This is a genomic window from Arthrobacter sp. UCD-GKA (genome assembly GCF_001863355.1).
Classification (GTDB): Bacteria; Actinomycetota; Actinomycetes; order Actinomycetales; family Micrococcaceae; genus Paeniglutamicibacter.
Genome location: NZ_MOLR01000006.1, coordinates 31,696 through 45,899, shown reverse-complemented (window position 1 = coordinate 45,899; position 14,204 = coordinate 31,696). Strand labels below are relative to the sequence as shown.

Annotated in this window: 13 protein-coding genes; 5 read left to right on the top strand and 8 right to left on the bottom strand. The window is 67.8% G+C overall.

The annotated features are described in order from the left end of the window. Positions 1 to 171: 171 nt before the first annotated feature. From BLJ79_RS11820 to fabG, 3 genes are all read right to left on the bottom strand, one after another. Positions 172 to 2,184, bottom strand: coding sequence for a hypothetical protein (locus BLJ79_RS11820; RefSeq protein WP_071214954.1), 2,013 nt, complete (start codon positions 2,182 to 2,184; stop codon positions 172 to 174). Positions 2,185 to 2,329: 145 nt separating this feature from the next. Next, entirely contained in the window at positions 2,330 to 2,794 is a 465-nt protein-coding gene (locus tag BLJ79_RS11815) for a GatB/YqeY domain-containing protein (RefSeq protein WP_071214953.1), read from the bottom strand. A gap of 481 nt (positions 2,795 to 3,275) precedes the next feature. After that, positions 3,276 to 3,995, bottom strand: a complete 720-nt coding sequence (gene fabG, locus BLJ79_RS11810; RefSeq protein ID WP_071214952.1) for a 3-oxoacyl-ACP reductase FabG — start codon at positions 3,993 to 3,995, stop codon at positions 3,276 to 3,278. Positions 3,996 to 4,244: 249 nt separating this feature from the next. On the opposite strand from fabG, the gene BLJ79_RS11805 reads away from it, so the two are divergent. From BLJ79_RS11805 to BLJ79_RS11795, 3 genes are read left to right on the top strand one after another with little or no spacing between them, the layout of a single operon-like run. Further along, entirely contained in the window at positions 4,245 to 4,835 is a 591-nt protein-coding gene (locus BLJ79_RS11805; protein ID WP_071214951.1) for a DUF3099 domain-containing protein, read from the top strand. Next, positions 4,832 to 5,089, top strand: a complete 258-nt coding sequence (locus tag BLJ79_RS11800) for an acetone carboxylase (protein ID WP_071214950.1) — start codon at positions 4,832 to 4,834, stop codon at positions 5,087 to 5,089. The genes BLJ79_RS11805 and BLJ79_RS11800 overlap by 4 nt, the downstream gene beginning before the upstream one ends. A 15-nt stretch (positions 5,090 to 5,104) precedes the next feature. Next, positions 5,105 to 6,031 (top strand): SURF1 family cytochrome oxidase biogenesis protein, encoded by a 927-nt coding sequence (locus tag BLJ79_RS11795; protein ID WP_071214949.1) that lies wholly within the window; start codon positions 5,105 to 5,107, stop codon positions 6,029 to 6,031. A gap of 28 nt (positions 6,032 to 6,059) precedes the next feature. On the opposite strand, the gene BLJ79_RS11790 is transcribed toward BLJ79_RS11795, so the two are convergent. From BLJ79_RS11790 to BLJ79_RS11775, 4 genes are all read right to left on the bottom strand, one after another. Next, on the bottom strand, positions 6,060 to 6,527 hold the full coding sequence (locus BLJ79_RS11790) for a GNAT family N-acetyltransferase (protein ID WP_071214948.1): 468 nt from the start codon (positions 6,525 to 6,527) through the stop codon (positions 6,060 to 6,062). 189 nt (positions 6,528 to 6,716) lie between these two features. After that, on the bottom strand, positions 6,717 to 8,318 hold the full coding sequence (locus tag BLJ79_RS11785; protein WP_071214947.1) for an ABC-F family ATP-binding cassette domain-containing protein: 1,602 nt from the start codon (positions 8,316 to 8,318) through the stop codon (positions 6,717 to 6,719). Between the two features lie 111 nt (positions 8,319 to 8,429). Then, positions 8,430 to 9,713 carry a GTP pyrophosphokinase gene (locus BLJ79_RS11780; protein ID WP_071214946.1) on the bottom strand — a complete coding sequence of 428 codons (1,284 nt, stop codon included), beginning with the start codon at positions 9,711 to 9,713 and terminating at the stop codon, positions 8,430 to 8,432. Positions 9,714 to 9,960: 247 nt separating this feature from the next. Next, positions 9,961 to 10,785 carry a DUF2637 domain-containing protein gene (locus BLJ79_RS11775; RefSeq protein ID WP_071214945.1) on the bottom strand — a complete coding sequence of 275 codons (825 nt, stop codon included), beginning with the start codon at positions 10,783 to 10,785 and terminating at the stop codon, positions 9,961 to 9,963. 582 nt (positions 10,786 to 11,367) lie between these two features. On the opposite strand from BLJ79_RS11775, the gene BLJ79_RS11770 reads away from it, so the two are divergent. Then, positions 11,368 to 12,000, top strand: coding sequence for a uracil-DNA glycosylase family protein (locus BLJ79_RS11770; RefSeq protein WP_071214944.1), 633 nt, complete (start codon positions 11,368 to 11,370; stop codon positions 11,998 to 12,000). A gap of 46 nt (positions 12,001 to 12,046) precedes the next feature. Next, a complete protein-coding gene (locus BLJ79_RS11765) occupies positions 12,047 to 13,513 on the top strand; it encodes a DUF2079 domain-containing protein (protein WP_083411242.1) in 1,467 nt (488 codons plus the stop codon). A 107-nt stretch (positions 13,514 to 13,620) separates the two neighbouring features. Here the strand turns inward: BLJ79_RS11765 and BLJ79_RS11760 are convergent, their stop codons facing one another. Then, a complete protein-coding gene (locus tag BLJ79_RS11760; RefSeq protein WP_071214943.1) occupies positions 13,621 to 14,121 on the bottom strand; it encodes a hypothetical protein in 501 nt (166 codons plus the stop codon). Between the last annotated feature and the right edge of the window lie 83 nt (positions 14,122 to 14,204).

Below are 14,204 nucleotides of genomic sequence, written 5' to 3'. Positions count from 1 at the left end.
CATCACTGCTTGAAAATTACTGGTTCCCCGCCGGTGCTGGGGGAACTTGGGGTGTCCGTACAAATACCCGGACGCTGGTTCCAATCCTGCCAGCACTCCATGGGGAGCAGACTTGTAGGAATCCTCCAAACAAGTCTAGTCCAGGGCGGCCTGCTCCCGGGCAGGTGCCGCCTACTGCGCCGGCGGCACCTGCCCGGGGCTGTACCAAACCACGTCGTCGCCGAACGCGTTCTTGTAGGCCAGGCGCGGAACGGAAAGGTCGACGCCCTTGAACACCAGGTCCCCGACGGCGCATTGGCCCTGGGCCAGGGTGTCCCGGCGCAGCTGCGAGTCGCTGTCGACGAGCCGCGCGTACGCATATTCCTGGTTGAGCATCACAAAGTCCGCGGGTGCCACGCTGCGTTGCGTTTCCGGTGGAAATTCCGCGCCCTTGGTGTCGGAGCCGGCGCAGAAGCGCACCTGGACTGCCACCTGGGACTCCGCGTCTTCCGCTGCCGTCGGCCGGCGTTCGAAGCCCGTAGCCGTGATCGTGGTTCCGTTGCCCAGCTGGGCGGTCTCGCCGATGGTGATCCGCCCGGTGACCTGCGGCTCATCGATGTTGGTCACCGCGATCATCACCGCCAGGCAGGCAACGAGCGCCGCGGAGCCAGCCATCAGCCAGGCCGGCCACCGCTTGGCACGCCCGCGGCGCTGCCGCATGGATGCCGGGTCGGCGCCGTTGTTGATCAGCAGGCGCGGCAACCCGCCGAGCACCGGATCGAGGGACCGTTGGAGCACTTTGTGTCGCTTGAACAGCTGCGGGTGGAAGGTGAGCACCCGTTGGTCCTCGTCGATGATGGCCAGGGTGCCGGCCGGATCCTCCAGGACCGCAAGGATCGCTTCAATCTCCATGCGCGTTTCATGCTTGGTGCCTCCCCCGTGCCCCGCCGACCGGGTGCCCAGGGCAATCGTGCCCTCGCCAATGGCCAGCGTCGCGGACCTGTCGGTGGCCACGTCCCCGCCGGGCAGGGAACGAAAGATGCGTTCACGTCCGGATTTCCCGTCCCTGCCCCGTTTCCCGGCATCGAGCGGGCCGGGTGACCCCAGCTCCAGGGCCAGGTGCAGGCACTGAGTGGCCTGGCTGAGCACTTGGCGCACCCCGGCGGTGTCGGTGCCCGGATCGTCGTCAAGGCCCACCACCCTGCGTTCGCGGGCCAGCCGGGGGGAAAGCCCGTGGTGGGTCTCCCGCACCGCGTCCTCGACCCAGGGATCCGGGACCAAGGCCATGGTTCGGCTGAAGTCCATGAGCACGCGCTGCCGGGCCGCTTCCCCGAGCGGATTCTCCGCAACGAGGAAGACGCAGAACTCCGCGCCGATGCCCAGCATGTCGATGCCGATCGCGGCGGGATCCTGCCCCGCGTTGGCTGCCGTTGCCGCCAGCTGGGCGCGCAGCAGTTCCGCTGCGGCCAGCCCGGCCGCGGAGCGTGGCACCAGGGTGGAGAGCAGGACCGGGTCCTCGCTGACGGGCAGCGAACCGGTGCCGTTGCCCGTGGCACGCCGCACCAGTGTGGCCGGGCCTTCCGGCAGGGGCCCCGCGTCCGAACCGCCGACGTGTTTGGCCGTGCCGTCGGCCCATATCCGGGAAGGTTCCGCGCCCGAGTCGGTTTCGCGGACCGGGAACCCGAGACCCACCAGGGACTGGTCGGTGGTGAAAAACACCGCTCGAATCCGTTCGGACTTGGGGTCGAGCAGGGGCAGCAGCACGCGGGCACGTTCACGTGCATCGGGTGCGCTCACCTGGATCCCCGCCAATGCCGCCGCGTTGCGGCCGGTGCGCCGCAACAGGTCCGCCGGCCACACCGGGTGCTCCGGGCGCATCGCGGATGTCTGGTCGGTGACGATCCAACCGTCGAAGAGCCCTGGCAGCCGCCGCCAGGCGGCGGCGACCGTATCGGTGGCGCCACGGATCAGCAGTGTCGAGGTGTCTGTCCCCGCTTCGGCAATGACCTCGGGGAAGCCGGTGCGTCCTGCGCCCAGTTCCACGGGCCGTGCCAATTCGGTGCGCAAGGCGGAAAGTGCCATCGACAGCGAGCCGGTGGCCGCGACTTCTTCGTCAAGCAGGCCGTAGCCAAAGGTGACTCCGATCCGGGTCTGGGTGTCCTCGTCGTCGAAAAATTGCCAGTTCGTTCCGGCCCAGCCAGTCATCCAGATCCCGCATCGTGTCGAAGTGTTTACCGGTGCGTGGCCGCATCGGCTCATCAAGGCTACCGGGGCATGCGGAACGGTTTTGGTCTTCCGACCGGCCCGGCGCGCCGAAACCGATGCCCGCAGCGCGCTCCGGTGGGCCTAGCTAGGCCAGTGCAGCGCGGACCATGTTGCTCAGGGCCTTGCCGTCGAAGCGGCCGGCGACCTTCTCGGTGACCAGCTTCATGACCGAACCCATCTGGCGCATGCCCAGTTCGTTGCCCTCGGCGCGCAGCGTGGCGACGGCCTCGGCGACGATGACCTTGGCCTCGTCCTCGCTCAGCGCGGCGGGCAGGTACGCCTCGATGATGGCGGCTTCCTGTTCCTCGGCGGCCGCGCGATCTCCCTGGCCGGCGTTGGTGTAGGTGACGGCGGTTTCGCGGCGGCGTGCGGCTTCCTTCTGGAGCAGGGAAATCACGGCGGCATCGTCGAGTTCAATGGGTGTCTTGCCGCCCTTTTCCCGGGTGTTGATCTCGCCGAGCAGGTTCCGCACGGTGGTGAGTTCGACCTTGTTGCCGGCCTTGAGGTGTGCGGTCATGTCCGCGCGGAGGCGGTCCTTGAGGGTTTCCATGGTGGCGTCTTCTTCCCGTCGTGGCCCGGCAGGCACGCGGTGCGGCTGCACGCGTCTTGATGCCGGTATCCCCAACAGTTTATTCGTTGCAGCGCGGGCAGGTCCCCTCCGGCGGACCGCGCCGCGGAAATCGCGGGCATTTGCACCAGGGAGCCGGAACGGCGGGGTCCCGGCTCCCCGGGCCGGGACCCCGGTGGCCGAGAACGGCCTTCCGGTCCGGGCTTTCTTTGGCGGAGGGGTCGCGCATGGCGCACGCGGCCTTAAAGCGGACTAACTCAAAAATTTACCTAGATGTTAATCCTGAATATGGTTTTGAACATGCCGCAGCCGGGCGCGGAAACCGGGATCGAGGCTTTGCCCGGATGACGCGTCCGCAGCGCTGCCGGGTGCACGGAGATGCGGCCGCCACGGATGCCGTGACGGCCGTCGATCCCTGCTGTTGGCTATCCCCCGATGGCGGGGCTGCCGACTTCGCCCGGGGTCAGTGGCCCATGCCCAGGCCGCCGTCGACCGGGATGACGGCGCCGGAGATGTAGGCGGCCTCGTCGCTGGCCACCCAGCGCACCACGTTTGCCACTTCTTCGGCCTCGGCGAAGCGGTTCGCCGGGATCGAGGCCAGGTAGCCCTTCTGCGTGGCCTCGGGCAGCGCGGCGGTCATGTCCGTGTTGATGAAACCGGGCGCCACGACGTTTGCCGTGATGCCGCGCGAGCCCAATTCGCGGGTCAGCGAGCGGGCCATGCCCACCAGGCCGGCCTTGGAAGCCGCGTAGTTGATCTGCCCCGGGGAGCCGTAGAGGCCCACGACCGAGGAAATCAACACCACGCGGCCCTTGCGCATCTTGATCATGCCCTTGGACGCGCGCTTGATGACGCGGAACGCACCGGTGAGGTTGGTGTCGATGACCGAAGTGAAATCGTCCTCGTTCATGCGCAGCAGCAGCATGTCACGGGTGACCCCGGCGTTGGCCACCAGCACCTGGACCGGACCGTGCGCGGCCTCGACCTCGGTGAACGCGGCGTCGACGGACGCGGTGTCGGTCACATCCGCCTTCACGCCCAGCAGGCCCTCGGGGACCTCGCCGCTGCGGTAGGTGATGGCGACCTTGTCGCCGTTGGCTTCGAAGGCCCGGGCAATGGCCAGGCCGATACCGCGGTTGCCGCCGGTGACCAGAACGCTGCGGCCGGTGGGGGTTTCGGACATGGATCCTCCATAAGGAATTGTTGGTTGTGGGTGGTGGGCTGCGGATCCAATCCTAGCCCGAGCGCGGTCCAGGTGTTCCGGCACCACGTCCGCCGCGCTTGTTGCCTGCACCCCGCCACGGCCACGGCCACCCCCGCTGCCGTGCCCGGTGAACCGCGGGGCGGACGTTCGCTGCCCGCGCACCGGGCCGATTCGTACCCCGGCGCAGGTCGGTGAGACAATGATGGGTGACGGATCGACGGAAGAACTATGAGCGAGCCACATAGCAATCATCACCACCATGACCAGGGCCCACCGGTCCACCGGATCACCGAGGCCCAAGAGTCCCATGCCGCGGAGCAGCATTCCCGCGTGCTGAAGTACACCATCTCGATGTCCGTGCGCCTGGCCTGCTTCATTGCGGCCTTCTTCGTGCACGGATGGCTGCAGTGGGTGTTCCTCGCCGGGGCCATCGTGCTGCCCTACATCGCGGTGGTGATCGCCAACGGCGGTGCCGACCTGACCAAGCGCCAGCCCCCGGCGGAGTTCTTCGAGGGCGATGATCCCCGCCTACTCACCTCCGGAACCACCGTCCCCGAAGAGGAATCACCGGCCGCCGATGCCGCGCCCCGCGACGGGGAGACCTTCGAGGTCGACGAGGACGGCGAAATCATCACCGAGCCCGCCACCAACCCGGAAGCCGTGCACCCGGCGCCGGCCGCATCCGCCACCTACGAATCGGATGCCGCGGGCCCCTTCCCGGCCGACGCACCGACGACCATCGACGGGACCTTCCTGGAAGAGCCGGAACAGCCCGAACAGCCGTTGGCCGGGCACCACCACCGCGGCGGTTCCCAGTGAGCATCTTCGATTCCCTGGGCGGCGGGGCACCGCAGGGTCCCACCGGTCCCCCGCGCTGCTCCCGCAAGGGATGCCGGGCCGACGCCACCGTGCAACTGCTGTGGAACAACCCCAAGATCCACACCCCGGAACGCCGGAAAACCTGGCTGGCCTGCGGCGAGCATGCCGACTGGCTCGAAAACTACCTCTCCGAGCGGCTGCTCTTCAAGGAGCGCCTGCCGCTCGTTGACCCTGCCCCCGGCACCACCACCTAAGGAGAACAAAGCAGCGTGTATCGATTCCTGGCCAGCACCCGCTGGATCGGCTGGTTGCTCCTGGTGTGCCTCTTCGCCACCACCTTTACCTTCCTGGGCAAATGGCAGATGGACCGCCGGGAGGGCGCCCTGACCGAGATTTCCCATGTGAAACGCAACTACGACGCCGAACCGGTCCCCTTCGCCGAGGCAAAGCAGCTCTTCGAGCAATTGCCGGCCGATGGCAAGTGGACCCCGGTTTCGCTGCGCGGCAGCTACCTGGCCGAGGACCAGGTCGTGGTGCGCAACCGGATCTCCGGATCCCGCCCCGGCTACGAGGTCCTGGTCCCCTTCCGCACCCTCGAGGGGACCGTGGTGATCGTGGACCGGGGGTTCCTCCCCATCGGCAACAACAACGCCGGGCGCCCGGATTCGATCCCGGCTCCCCCGGCCGGCACCGTCGAGGTAGACGTCCGGCTCAAGGGCGGCGAGCCGAAGCTCGACCGCGGTGCTCCCGAGGGCCAGCTGGCCTCCATCGACCTGCCCACCTACGAGCAGCAGCTCGGCTACCCGGTGGCCACCGGAAGCTACGGGCTGATGTACCTGGAGGATCCGGCCGCGGCCGAGGCTCCGATCCAGCTGCAGCGTCCCGAGGAAGACGAGGGCCCGCACCTGTCCTACATGTTCCAGTGGTTCGCCTTCGGCGTGCTGGTCTTTGTGGGCTTTGGCTATGCCGCCAAGCAGCAGGCGCGGATCAACCGCGAGGACCGCGAGGAGGTTGCCGCGGCGGCCCTGCGCGGCGAGGAACCGGTGCTGCACCAGGCGCACCACATGCGCAAGAAGCCCAAGAAACTGGTCCGCCGCGACGGCAGCCCTACCGACGAGGCCACCGAGGACGCGTACCTCGACGAACTCGAACGCCAGGCTGCCGAACGCGACGCAGGCATCTCCGGGACCAAGTAGCCTCGTCCCGGCGGATGGTTCCACCCGTTCAGGGCTTATCCGGCGCCTTCAAGGTCGCGAAGGATGCGCCCAGCGAGTCCCATTCGACGAACACCGATTCGGCGTCCACGACCGCACCCAGCGAACGATAGGTCGCCAGGGCCGCGGCGTTCGCGCGTTCGGTGCCGGTCCACATTCCCGTGCAGCCCAGCTCCAGGCCGAGAGCGGCCAGGGCGCGCAACAATGCCGTGGCGATTCCCCGCTGCCTGAACGAACCGTCCACGCCCAGTTCGTAGACGAACATCTCCGCATCCTTGTCCGGGTGCCGCATCTCCACTCCCGAGACGAAGCCGACAGCGGTACCGTCCCCGCTGCGCGCCAGCAGCAGGTGGTGTCCGGGCATCCCCAGGAAGGCCCGCGCGCCGTGCTCGGAGACCGGGTTGTCGAACAGCCCCGAGGCCGCGACCAGCTCCGCCGCATCCGCCGCGGGGCCGATGTTCCACTGACTGGCGCCCATCGGTTGCTTCCTTTCCGTCGCCGGGGTTGGTTTTCGTTCCCCCTGAACGCACGGGGGCCGGTATGCCGAAGCTACCGCGGGTCCGTGCCGCGCGCAAGATGCCGGCGAGGGGCCGGCCCGGGACACGGAAAAGCCCGCCCTCGCCCCGGAGTGCCACTGGCACAAGGGGGAAGGCGGGCCGAATCCGGGTTAGGCCAGGGTGACAAGCTCCAGGTAGGAGTCGTTCCACAAATCCTCGTCGCCGTCGGGCAGCAGCACCACGCGGTCCGGGTTCAACGCGGCAACCGCGCCCTCGTCGTGGGACACCATGACCACGGCGCCCGTGAAGTTGGACAGCGCGCCGAGGATCTCGGCGCGCGAGGCCGGGTCCAGGTTGTTGGTGGGCTCATCGAGCAGCAGCACGTTGGCGCTGGAGGCTACGATCGTGGCCAGGGCCAGGCGGGTCTTCTCGCCGCCGGAGAGCACCCCGGCCGGCTTGGAGACGTCGTCGCCGGAGAACATGAAGGAACCCAGGATGCCGCGCACCTCCGCGTCGCCCATGTGGCTCGGGGCCGCCGAGCGCATGTTTTCCAGCACCGAACGGTCCACGTCCAGGGTGTCGTGCTCCTGGGCGAAGTACCCGATCTTCAGGCCGTGGCCCGGAACCAGGTCGCCGGTGTCGGGGCTGGACACCCCGGCGAGCATGCGCAGCAGCGTGGTCTTGCCCGCGCCGTTCAGGCCCAGGATGACGACCTTGGAGCCGCGGTCGATGGCCAGGGAGACATCGGTGAAGATCTCCAGCGAACCGTAGGACTTCGACAGGCCCTCGGCCATCAGCGGGGTCTTGCCGCATGGGGCCGGATCCGGGAAGCGCAGGTTTGCGACGCGGTCGGCGACGCGGACCTCGTCCAGCCCGCCCATCAACCGGTCCACGCGCTTGAGCATGGACTGCGCAGCAGAGGCACCCGAGGCACGGGCCTTCATCTTGTTGGCCTGCGCCAGCAAGGTGGTGGCCTTCTTCTCGGTGTTGGCGCGCTCGCGCTTGCGGGCCCGCTCGTCGGTCTCGCGCTGCTGCAGGTAGCGCTTCCAGCCCAGGTTGTACACGTCCATGCTGGCGCGGTTGGCGTCCAGGTGGATGACCTTGTTGACGGTTGCCTCGAGCAGCGAGGTGTCGTGCGAGATGACCAGCAGGCCGCCCTGGTGGTTGGCCAGGAAGCCGCGCAGCCAGGTGATCGAGTCCGCGTCAAGGTGGTTGGTGGGCTCATCGAGCAGCAGCGTCTCGGCATCCGCGTACAGGATGCGGGCCAGTTCCACGCGGCGGCGCTGGCCGCCGGAGAGGGTGGACAGTGCCTGGTTGAGCAGGCGCTCGGGCAGGGCCAGGTTGTTGGAGATCGCCGCGGCCTCGGACTCGGCCGCGTATCCGCCGCCGGCAATGAACTCGGCCTCGATGCGGTCGTACTGGCGCATGGCCTTCGCTGCCACCGCGGCGTCCTCGGAGGCCATGTCGTCCTGGCACTTCTTGAGCTTGCCGACGATGACGTCCAGGCCGCGGGCCGAAAGGATGCGGTCGCGGGCCAGCTGCTCCATGTTGGGGGTGCGCGGATCCTGCGGCAGGTAGCCGATGGTTCCGGTGGAGGTGACCGAGCCGCCTGCGGGCGCCGTTTCCCCGGCAAGCACGCGGGTCATGGTGGTCTTTCCGGCACCATTGCGCCCGACGAGGCCGATCTTGTCGCCCTTGTCGATGCGGAACGAGACGCCCTCCATGAGAAGGCGTGCGCCGGCGCGCAGCTCCAAATCGGCAACGGAAATCACGGTGACCCTTTCGGTAAAGTTTTGGGGCCCTGTTGGGCAACCTACCCAGTCTACGCGGGTCAACCGCACTTTGGCCCGAAGATGCGTCGAATCTCACGCCGCCGGGGCACTTCAGGACCTGGCGCTGCCGCCCTTGGTTGGCTGCGGCTCGGCCTTCGCTCCGGCGGACTTGGCAGCGCCCTTGGCGTCCGGCTTTGCGTCGGCCTTGGCATCAGCCTTCGCTTCTGCCTTTTCCACCTGCACGTCGTTCGGCTTGGCCGGGGATGCCGAGGACCCGGCCGCGGGCGCCGGGACGGGCTTGTCCGCAGCCTGCTTGGCCCGGTACGCATCCATCTGCACCAGGCGGCGGCGCAACGAATCGGCGCGGTGCGCGTCCCCGCCGCTGGTGGCCTGGATGTGGTGGGTGCCGAAGTGCCACAGCAGCACATCGTCGAGCAATCGGTCCGGGCCCGGCGAGTAGCGGTGGTCCAGGGCCGCACGCACCGAGGTGATGACATTGGGCTGGAGCAGCGCGGCGAATTCCCGGGTGCCGGAGAGGTCGTGGGCGGCCAGCAGTTCCGCGGCCCAGCCCCAGTCGTCGTCGGACTTGCGGTCCACGTGCGGCAGCAGCGTCTGCCAAATGAACTGGATGCGCTCGGCAGTCAGCGGAACGGCGCCCTCGCCCTCGGCGTCCCAGAACCCGGTGACGGTCTGGAAGCGTTCGTGCAGCTCGGAGAACTGGTCTTCCACTGCCTCGAGCATCGCGGCGGTGGCGGTGAACTGCCTGTCGATATGCGGGCTCCAGGCGCGCGGCTCGGCGTTCTTGAAGCGGATGTCGTGCTCGATCTCGCTCCAGGCGTGGGACAGGATAGTGCGGATCTGCACCTCGAAGACGAAGTTCCCGGTGATGCGGATGTCCCCGCCGAGCTTCGCCTGGAAGTCGCGGACCACTTCCTCGCCACGGGTCTTGAGGATCAGGTGGCGCGAGGAATATCCGTAGGTGCCCGACTCCACCGAGCCGATGTCCTTCTCCCGGTCCGAGCGGCAGTCGAAGTCGGAGCGGCGTCGCTTGATCAGGTTGGCCGCCTCGCGGATCTCGTGCGGCAGCTTCACGATCACGCGCACACCCACCAGGTCGTGGATCTCGCGCACCGGGTTGGGGAACTCCAGGGCCGGCTCCTCGCCCTCCTCCCCCACCAGCATGCGGGAGGCCTTGTCACGGAACGACGCCACGGTCTTGACGCGGCTGACGACGAACAGCGGGGTGTTCTCCGTCTCGTCGAAGAGCGACTCGATCCGGGTCCGCATGGACTCTGCAACGCGTTCGAGCATCGGGCGGGCTGCGGCATAGCGCTCCACACTGGCGCTGACTTCTTCACGCAATGATTCGTCCAGGGTTTCCCAGGGGGTGCCCACACGTGCCTCCTACATACAAACGGCTGGTTGGGGGTGCTCTTCGATCAGCCTATCAACCGGCACCGGCCCGGCACCGCGAAGGCACGGCGCAGGACGCAATTCCCGTCCCGACATGACGACGCGTCCCGGCACGGAAAAGCCCGCGGCCCGGTGCCGGGGGCAATCCCCCCCGGCAACACCGGAACGCGGGCCTGGCCGGCCTGCCTCGGCCACCCACCTCGCCGTTGCGGCAAGGTTCCCTGATGGATCAGTTCTTGGAATCCAGCGACTGCGCAACCTCGTCGTAGAGCGGGGAGGCGCCGGTGCCGGCCATGGCCTGCACCTTGCCCGAAGCTCCCGGCTTGGCTCCGTTGGAGGAAGCCGCCTGGTTCTTCGCAGCGCCGGCCTTGGCTGCGGCGTTCGGCGCGGTGCTTGCACCGGCCATCGCGGCGACTGGAGCCTTCTTGGCTTCGGCTAGGCCCTCGGCGCGTGCCCGTGCGGTCGCCTCGGCCAGCTGGTCCTTGGCAGCGGCGAGGCGCTCGGCCTCGGCGGCCTGCGCATCGTTCATGGCCGCCTGGAAACCGTCGTCGTAGGCCAGCCCGTATTTCTCGGATTCGACGGCTTCCTCGTCGTAGTCCGCAGCCGCGCGCAGCTCGGCGGCTTCGGCCTTCTTCTGGTACATGTGCACCGTCAGGTGGGTGATGGCCAGCAGGACCACCGGAGGCATCGCGGCCACGAGCGCCGAGACCAGCGGGGGCACGCCGTTGGAGATGGAGTCGACCGTGAGGATCGCGTGGGTCGAGTTGGCTGCGGTGGAGACGATGGCACCGAAGAACAGCAGCGTCCAGGGGTAGATCATTGCGCGGCGGTTGTGGCCGTTGAGCGCGACGATGGCCACGGTGGAGGCCACGATCATGCCGTCAATGATGATCGGCCAGATCCATGCCAGGTTCGCGTCGATGCCCGAACGCTGCGCCAGGTCGGTCAAGGCCGCGAAGGACAGCACGAACGCGCCCACGGCGATCAGGACGGTGGCGGCCACCGCGGTGCGCAAGACGGCCTTGTGCGGTTCGTTCGGGATCTTTTCATTCATCTGGCTTCGATGCCTCAATCATTTGTGGGTCTGGTGTTGCGCTAACAGTGGTCGGCCGAACCTGCCCAGGGCATGGTTCCCCCATGGCGGACCAGACCCAATTCTATGCGCTGGCTTCACCCGTTCCGGACCAACGATCCTTTCGGCGTCCGCGGCAACCGCCGTCAAATGCCGGTCCGCCATCGAGGAACCGCTCCCCTGCCCGAATCGCCGAAGAACGCTTTCCACGCGGGGCGCACCCTGCGTGGAGCTCCCGCCACCGGGAGGCGGCGGGAGCGGGCCGCCATCCCGTGCGCGGATTAGGCCATCAATTGTGCGGCGAGGCCCCGGAGCTTGTGCCAATGATCACCACCGGCCGCCCACGGCCAAGCCTGCCCAAAGCGGCCCGGAGCGGCTATTGTTAAGCGTGGATCAACCTTGCGTTCACCATGGGGCACGCCAGCCACCGGAACCACCTCGATCCCACTCCCCACCCCAGCTCTAGCAGCATTGACACGGTAATCGACGTGCACCGCCCTCGGCGGCGCGCGCTTGATGCGATCGGCCGTGCCTTACGTACCACAGCAGGAGAAGCTCACCTTCATGACAGCAATTGCCCCGGACCACGTCGAAAATTCCCTCATGGAACGCCGCTACGAGGACCAGATCGAACCCGTCAACCGTCTTCTGGACGAGACCCGGGCCCTTCGACCTGAGACCTCCGTGTCCTTCGTTGATCCGATGCACAACATCGAGGAAGCACGCATCATCTCGCTGTTCTCCAACATCGGCGTCGCCAACGAGACCGGTTTCATCGACGCCGGGTCGCAGGAAGCCTCCACCCGCATGCTGGGCATGCAGTGGCAGCTGGGGCTGCGTCCGGAGTACATCCTGCCGTGGAACGTGCACCCGTGGCACACCCCGGGCGAGGCCAACGGCAAGTTCACCCCGCCGCAGATCACCTCCGGCCTCAAGCCGCTGCTGCGCCTGCTCAAGGTCGTGCCGCGCGCATCGGTCCTGATCGCCCACGGCACCGAGGCACACCGCCTCTCCGAACAGCTGGTCAAGACCCAGAACCCGCTGCTGTGGCGCCGCGGCTTCAAGACCTACAAGGTCAAGTCCCTCGACGGCCGCGCCTTCGCCGGTTCCCCGGAACGCCAGCAGGCACACCTCGAGGAAATCTACGCGGCCTACGCCGACGCGATGGCCCGCACCGGTCTGGCCCCCGCCAAGTAACACCATCGAATCGCCCGCGCAGCGACTTGCGGATAAACTCGAGTCCATGCCCCACAACACCCCCGCTTCCGTGAGCCGTGCCCAGAAACTCCAACTGGGACTGGCAATGGCCCTGGCGGGGGTGTTGTACGTTGCGCACTCCTTCCTGCGCTTTGCCAACTTCGAGTCCCGCGGCTACGACCTGGGGATCTTCGACCAGGCGGCGCGGCAGTACGCCATGTTCAAGGCACCGATCGTGCCGATCAAGGGCGTGGACTTCAACCTGCTCGGCGACCACTTCCACCCGATCCTGGTGCTGCTGGCCCCGTTCTACTGGATCTGGAACGACCCGCGGATGCTTTCCATCGTGCTGGCACTGCTGCTGGTCTCCACCGCGATCCCGGTCTACCTGTTCACCCGCACACGGTTCGGGCACCTCGGGGCGCTGCTGACCGCCTCGGCGATGCTGCTGTGGTGGCCGTTCCAGGCGATCGTGAACTGGGAATTCCACGAGGTCGCCTTCGGCGTGCCGATCATGGGGTGGATCATCTGGGCCTTCGACCGAGGCCGTTATTGGCTGGTCGTCGGGCTCTCGGCCTCGCTGCTGCTCGTGCGCGAAGACATGGGCATCACCATGGTCGCGGTAGGCATCGTGCTGCTCTTCCACCGGCAGTGGGCCAAGGCCGCGCTGACCGCGGCCCTGGGCCTGGGCGGCTATGTCGTGGTGACCAGCTACCTGATTCCGCTCTTCTCCCCCGCCGGCGAATTCACCTACTGGCAGTACACCGCGCTGGGTGCCGGCGCCGGGGCTGCCATCGTCTTCCTGCTCACCCACCCGTTCCAGTCGATCGCGATCCTGTTCAACCACCAGCTCAAGGTGGCGTTGTGGCTGCTGAGCTTCGTGCCGCTGGCGCTGCTGCCGCTGGCCTCCCCCTACGTGATCCTGGGTGCCCCGTTGCTGCTCAGCCGGCTGTTCAACGACCGGCTGAACACCTGGGCCCCGGTCTACCAGTACGACGCGATCATGGCCCCGATCCTGATCCTCTCCGCCGTGCACGTGCTCGGCAAGCTCATGGACCGCTTCGGCTGGAAAAAAGTCCGCATCATCGGCCCGGCCTGGCTGCTGGCCTTCGGGCTGGTCGGCACGCTGTTCTTCCATTCGGTGTTTCCGCTCGGGCGCACGCTCACCGGGGCCAACTGGGCGCCGGGCACGCTGGTCGCCGCCAAGGAACGCGCCGTGGCGATGATCCCCGACGGGGTGTGCGTCGAGGCCGCCGACACGTTGGTGCCGCACCTGACCACCCGCACCTATGTGGGCCTGCACGGGGACATCGGCACCGACCTGTCCAGCTGGATGATCATCGACTTCAACGAGCAGGAACTCGGCGGCTGGGACCCGCTGAACCCTCCCCAGGCCCTGGACCGGGCACACGCCCTGGGCTTCACGCAGGTGGCACCGATCGACGACGGGCTGCTGGTGCTGCACCGCGACATCCCGGTGAACCCGGTCTGCTCGGACTACCTCAAGCGCTGAGGACGCCAGGGACGCAATCCAGCACCTGCCCAAGGCGTCGCTTCCCGGACCTGCTGCTCCACCCAGTGACCGGCACCGAGCCTCCCGGACGCGCCGGGAATCGCCACTCACCGCGTCGTGCGCGGCCGCTCCGCCAGGCGAGAACGGCCCCCGGCCAGCAGACGGCAGAGCAGGATCAGCAGCGCGATGCCGCCGCCGAGAACCAGGTTCATCGCCAGACCACCCTGGGCCGGGGCTTCGCCCTCGGATGCCACCACGTGCGCCATCCCGAAGCCCATCACCGCGGCCGGATAGTAGATCCCCAGGCCAATGAGGCCACATGCAACAAGGGCACCGGAGACTGCACCGAGCCGTGAACGATGGATGGCGAAGAGCACCAGGGCGCTGGCGAGGGTGAAGAGGCTTCCCGCCACGAGGTTCCCCAGATGTGAACCTGGCTGAAACGCCGCATAGGCGTCCCACAGGCTGCGCCCGCTGGACAGGATGCCCGCCCGTGGCATCACCAGGTACACGGACACCATTCCGGCCAGCCACAGGGTTGCCCCCACGCCGGTTGCCAGCGGCCGGGTACGGAAACGCAAAGGCAGGATGGGACCCGTTTTCTTCATGGGTACCATCCTGCCAGTGCCACGCGCCGATCCGTGCCGAGGCCCGCGGGCCCCCGGTGAGGGTGCCGGCCAGGGATCCTCAG

Excerpts from the sequence above, each read along its gene's own strand:
- BLJ79_RS11775 (WP_071214945.1), bottom strand. The coding sequence starts at position 10,785 with ATGAATGAAAAGATCCCGAACGAACCGCACAAGGCCGTCTTGCGCACC.
- BLJ79_RS11820 (WP_071214954.1), bottom strand. The coding sequence starts at position 2,184 with ATGACTGGCTGGGCCGGAACGAACTGGCAATTTTTCGACGACGAGGAC.
- fabG (WP_071214952.1), bottom strand. The coding sequence starts at position 3,995 with ATGTCCGAAACCCCCACCGGCCGCAGCGTTCTGGTCACCGGCGGCAAC.
- BLJ79_RS11760 (WP_071214943.1), bottom strand. The coding sequence starts at position 14,121 with ATGAAGAAAACGGGTCCCATCCTGCCTTTGCGTTTCCGTACCCGGCCG.
- BLJ79_RS11790 (WP_071214948.1), bottom strand. The coding sequence starts at position 6,527 with ATGGGCGCCAGTCAGTGGAACATCGGCCCCGCGGCGGATGCGGCGGAG.
- BLJ79_RS11765 (WP_083411242.1), top strand. The coding sequence starts at position 12,047 with ATGCCCCACAACACCCCCGCTTCCGTGAGCCGTGCCCAGAAACTCCAA.
- BLJ79_RS11770 (WP_071214944.1), top strand. The coding sequence starts at position 11,368 with ATGACAGCAATTGCCCCGGACCACGTCGAAAATTCCCTCATGGAACGC.
- BLJ79_RS11815 (WP_071214953.1), bottom strand. The coding sequence starts at position 2,794 with ATGGAAACCCTCAAGGACCGCCTCCGCGCGGACATGACCGCACACCTC.
- BLJ79_RS11805 (WP_071214951.1), top strand. The coding sequence starts at position 4,245 with ATGAGCGAGCCACATAGCAATCATCACCACCATGACCAGGGCCCACCG.